Genomic DNA, 4,595 nt, shown 5'->3' with positions numbered 1-4,595 from the left:
GGCCGCTGCTCTACGCCTTTCCCGCCCGCTACTACGCCGTCAGCGCCGCGAGCGTGCTGGGGCTGCAGTGCCTGCTCTGGTGGGTGACCCGGTGAAGCCTCAAGCCGCCGCACCGCGGGCTCCGGCCGCGCCCGCGGCCACGATCGACGCCGCGCCCGCCCTGCTCCAGGAGGTACGCCGGACCATCTCCGCGCGCCTGGGAGTCGGCCGCCATGGCCTGGAGCCCATGCTGGACGAGCTGGGCCAGACGCTGGCCCGCCTGATGCCGGGGCCGGGCGACGCGCGGTTGTCGCCGGAGGAGCAGGAGAAGGCGCGCGCGTCGCTCGCGGGCACGGTGGACACGCTGGAGGACGTCCTGGAGGCCCTGCATCGCTCGGGCCGGGCCGGGAACGTCCTGGGCTGGGGGGAGCGCTGAGCCATGGATGTCATCAAGAAACTGACGGCGTTCATCCCGCCGAAGTGGAAGCCGTACGCGCTGCTGCTCGTGGCGCTGCTGGCCCTCTTCGTGCCGCTGTTCCTCGTGTGGCGCGCGAAGCGCAAGAGCGCGCCGGCCGGAGGGAGCGCCGCGCCGGAGCCCCTGGCGAAGAACCGGCTGCGGAAGGTGCGCGAGAAGTTCCTGGCCGGGCTGCCCCTGCGCCACCGCGTGGCGGTGAGGGACCTGCCAGGTGTGGTGGTGATGGGGCCGGCGGGCGCGGGCAAGTCGCGGCTCATCGAGCTGGACCTGGACTGGAAGCGGCAGGCGCGGCAGTTCCTGCCCAGCCTCCTCACGGACTCGCTGCTCCAGGTGTACCTGGGCGCGGACGTCGTCGCACAGGAGGTGTCCCCGCAGCTGTTGGAGGACGAGTCGCCCCAGGCGCGTGAGGCCCTGCGCCGGCTGTGGAAGGACAGCTTCGGCGGCGGTCAGCAGGCACTGGCGGTGCTGGTGCTGGACGCGCGCTGGCTTCAGGACACGCCCCCGGACGAGGTGCGCAGGGCGGCGCAGCTGCTGCGGGGCAAGCTCAACCTGCTGGCGGAGGTGCGCGGGGGCGCGTTCGAGACGCGCGTGTGCCTCACCCACCTGGATGAGCGCGAGGGCTTCGCGGACTTCGCGAAGCTGTTGCGCGCGCACCACGTGCCGCTGCGCTTCCCCCTGCCCCCGCCCGGCCAGGAGGGCAAGCTGGGCTCGCTGCTCAAGGCGCAGGAGCAGTACCTGGCGCTGGGCCTGACGGCGCTGCCGGTGGAGTCCTTCGAGCGGCTGGAGCGCTTCTATTCGGAAGGCCACGCGCCCTTCGAGGCGCTGTCGCGCTTCGTGACGGCGCTGATGGAGGGCCAGACGCTGGCGTACGCGCCCCGGCTGGCCACGGTGTCCCTGTCCTCCGCGGACAAGGACGCCAGGGACCCGGACGTCCTCTCCGTGTCCGCCGAGGCCAGCACGGCGCGAGCGGTCCACGACCGCTACCTGCACACGCACCTGCGCCGGGCGGTGCTGCTGGGCCTGGCGTTCGCGCTGCCGCTGCTGGCCGCGTACGGGCACTTCGCCTGGAGGCTGGGCCAGGCGCGCACGCGCGTGCAGCGCTTCGAGGACATGGTCCAGCGCATGCGCGACCAGGGGCAGGCGGTGTCCGGGGCCGCGGTGCAGGAGCCGGTGCTCGCGGCGGGCCACTCCCTGGACTCGCTGTGGAGCGCCATGAACACGTGGCCGCTCTTGCGCTACAGCTTCACCGGCGCGCGAGAGGACCTGCGCCAGCGCCTGGCCCGGGGCATCCGCGAGGCGCACATCCGGCCCGCGCTGGAGAAGTGCCACCGCCAGCCGGACACGTGCCGTCCGGAGCAGGTCGTCTACCTGCTGGCCACGTTGCACGGCTCGCGCGAGGAGCCGCTGGGGCAGCTGGTGCTGTCCAGCCTGAAGACGCGCCCGAACTGGAGCTTCGTGTCGGAGGGAGGCGCGGCCGAGCCCGCGAGCGACATGGCGGCGCTGGAGGCGGGGCGCTCGTGGGTGACGGCGGTGGGGCTGAACGAGTCCCTGGTGGCCGACTACGTCACCATGAGCAACCCGCCGTGGTCCGCGCCGGACACGCCCGAGGCCAGCTGGGCGCGCTGGCCCTTCCCGGAGCCGCTCACACTGGAGGCGCAGCTGATGCCGTGGCAGGCGCACCTGCGGCGGTTGCAGGACCTGCTGGCGAACCGGGCCGTGGAGCCGCGCGAGCTGGAGCGGCTGGACGCGGAGCTGGAGGCCATGCAGGACGAGCGCCGCCGGCTCCAGGCGCTGCTGGACGACAGCGCGCGCTTCAGCAGCCTGCCGCGAGCGTTGGAGCTGCTGGCCGCCTCCGAGGCGCGCGTGGACACCAGCCGCTTCCGGGGCATCCCCTCCACGCTCAAGACGGTGGCGTGGATCAACGACCACCGGGACGCGCTGACGAACGTGCTGCGCATGGAGGAGGAGGCGTACCTGGGCGTGAAGGCGGTGCAGAAGATGACCGTGGCTGAGCTGCTGGTGCGCGACGGCCTGTGGCTGCCGGGCAACGGCCCCGCGGTGCTCCAGGTGCCCGTGCTCCAGAGCACCTTCGAGTTCCGCCCCAAGGATGGCTCGCGGCTCCTGCACCAGGCACTGCTGCGCTACCACGAGAAGACGGGGCGCCTGCCCTTCGGCGTGATGGAGGGCGAGGAGGCGGTGGCGGCGCGCGGCGGCGCGACCCTGGCGGCGGACCGGCTGGAGTTCGACACGCGGCTACGCCCGCTGGTGGACGAGTTCACCACGCGAATCAAAGGCGCGGGGCTCCCGGTGGAGGAGGTGTCGCAGCGCCAGGAGCACGTGCGCCGCAAGGTGAACCAGTTCGCGTTCCAGTACCGCAACCGGCTGTTCCAGCGCGTATCCACGTACCGCTTCCAGGCGGTGATTCCCGCGCTCCTGGCGGAGGAGCTGTCCCGGCTCACGCAGCCGTCCTCGGAGCTGGTGGACATGCTGCGCGACGTGGCCCAGGGCGTGGCGCTGGAGCCGCTGGACGGCCCCTTCTACGAAGCGCTGCGCAATGCTGTAGCGCCGTTCAAGCCCATCGCCACGGTGATGAAGCCGGACGAGACGGGCAACTACACGGCGCTCAACCCGTACCGGGCGCTCGTGGCCCAGATGTCGGACGAGCTGAACGCGGTGCCCCGTCCAGGCGTGGTGCCCGCGGAGGCGACGGCGTCGCTCAACGGAGGTCTGGCCACCGGCGGCGCGCAGCCGGCCAGCGGAGCCGCGAGGCTGCCGGAGCTGCTGACGCCGCTGGGGCGCCTGGCCTTCGCGATGATGCTGGAGGACGACACGTCCTACCTGCGCAAGGTGGACGCGTGGTTGGATCAGCAGGGGCTCATCGGAGAGCTGCGGCAGCCCTTCCGCCAGCCGTTCCTCGCGGTGCGCGAGCTGGGGCAGCGCGAGATTGAGAGGACCCTGGAGCGGCAGTGGGACGACGCCTCGATCCGGTTCCTGCGTCCGCTGCTGAACCGCTATCCGTTCACGCCGGACGCGTCGCAGGAGGTGGATCCGGGAGACCTGGAGGTACTGCGCAAGCAGGACGGCGCGTTCTGGGAGTTCGTGACGCGGGTGCTGGCGCCGGTGTGCGAGGAGCGAGGCTCGGAGTGGGTGGCGCGAGGCGCGCTCCAGTCGAGGCTGTCGTTGCCGCAGGGGATGTTGCCCACGCTGGGGAGGCTGTCGCGGCTGGCCCGCATGTTGTGGGACACGGAGGGGAGGCCCCGGCCGTTGCTCTTGCAGGTGATGCCGTTGCCGCTGCCGAAGGCGCCCATGCAGGGCAGCTTCGTGACGCTGGGTTCGCTCAAGTGCGGCAAGACGACGTTCCTCGCGTACAACCAGAGCCCGTCGTGGCAGGAGTTCCCGCTCGCGTGGTGGGACCAGCAGACGGCGTCGCTGATGCTGGAGGTGCGCGCGCCCGCGGACCAGTCGGTGCAGTACGCGTCGCTGGAGAAGTCACGTTCGGCGTGGAGCTGCTTCCGGCTGCTGGAGTCGTCGCAGTCCACGGAAGACCCGCAGCACCGCCGTTGGTCGTTGAGAGCGCGAGGCGCCCAGTCCACGGACGGGGTGATGGACCTGCGCTTCGGGCTCAAGGGTGAGCCCTGGATCCCGTTCCGCGAGGTGCCGCGATGAAACCGTGGGCAAGCTGCATCCCATTGGCGCTGTGTTTCCTGGCCGCGTGCCAGCCGAGCACGCTGCACCTGAGCGTGAAGGCGCCGTCAGGGACGAACCAGGGCCGGCCGCTCTACATGCTGGTGCGCAAGGTGGATCCGAAGCAGTTCGCCGTGGAGTCCTACGGCGAGGTCTCCGCGCGCATCTTCCAGCCGGACGCGGACGTGCTCCTGTCCGCGCTGATCTACCCGGGAACGCTACAGCGCCTGAAGGTGCCGCTGCCGGAGAACGCGCCGGTGGCGGTGTCCTTCCTGTTCACCGCGCCGGACGGCACCTGGCAGCAGTTCGTGAACGCACCCGCGCCCGGCTCGCTGGACATCGAGCTGCTCGAAGGGCGCATCCGCACGGGCACCCAGCCCGCGGCGCCCAAGGAAGGCGACGACGAGGCGAAACCGCCCGAGCCGCCCGCCGCTCCGAAGCCCCCACCCTCCTCCAC

General features: G+C 71.9%; 3 protein-coding genes. All 3 read left to right on the top strand.

All coding sequences use genetic code 11. From position 1 onward, the window contains the following. Nucleotides 1–91: 91 nt before the first annotated feature. Nucleotides 92–415 carry a hypothetical protein gene (locus tag D7V80_RS40250; protein WP_233586082.1) on the top strand — a complete coding sequence of 108 codons (324 nt, stop codon included), beginning with the start codon at nucleotides 92–94 and terminating at the stop codon, nucleotides 413–415. Between the two features lie 3 nt (nucleotides 416–418). Next, nucleotides 419–4,120 (top strand): type VI secretion IcmF C-terminal domain-containing protein, encoded by a 3,702-nt coding sequence (locus tag D7V80_RS40245; RefSeq protein ID WP_120593058.1) that lies wholly within the window; start codon nucleotides 419–421, stop codon nucleotides 4,118–4,120. Further along, on the top strand, nucleotides 4,117–4,595 hold a 479-nt coding region (locus tag D7V80_RS40240; RefSeq protein ID WP_120593059.1), incomplete at its 3' end, for a hypothetical protein. The genes D7V80_RS40245 and D7V80_RS40240, both read left to right, overlap by 4 nt.

Source organism: Corallococcus sp. CA054B, assembly GCF_003611625.1.
Taxonomy (GTDB): domain Bacteria; phylum Myxococcota; class Myxococcia; order Myxococcales; family Myxococcaceae; genus Corallococcus; species Corallococcus coralloides.
The sequence above is the reverse complement of the archived record's forward strand: the minus strand, read 5'-3'. Positions and strand labels throughout refer to the sequence as shown.

Excerpts from the sequence above, each read along its gene's own strand:
- D7V80_RS40245 (WP_120593058.1), top strand. The coding sequence starts at position 419 with ATGGATGTCATCAAGAAACTGACGGCGTTCATCCCGCCGAAGTGGAAG.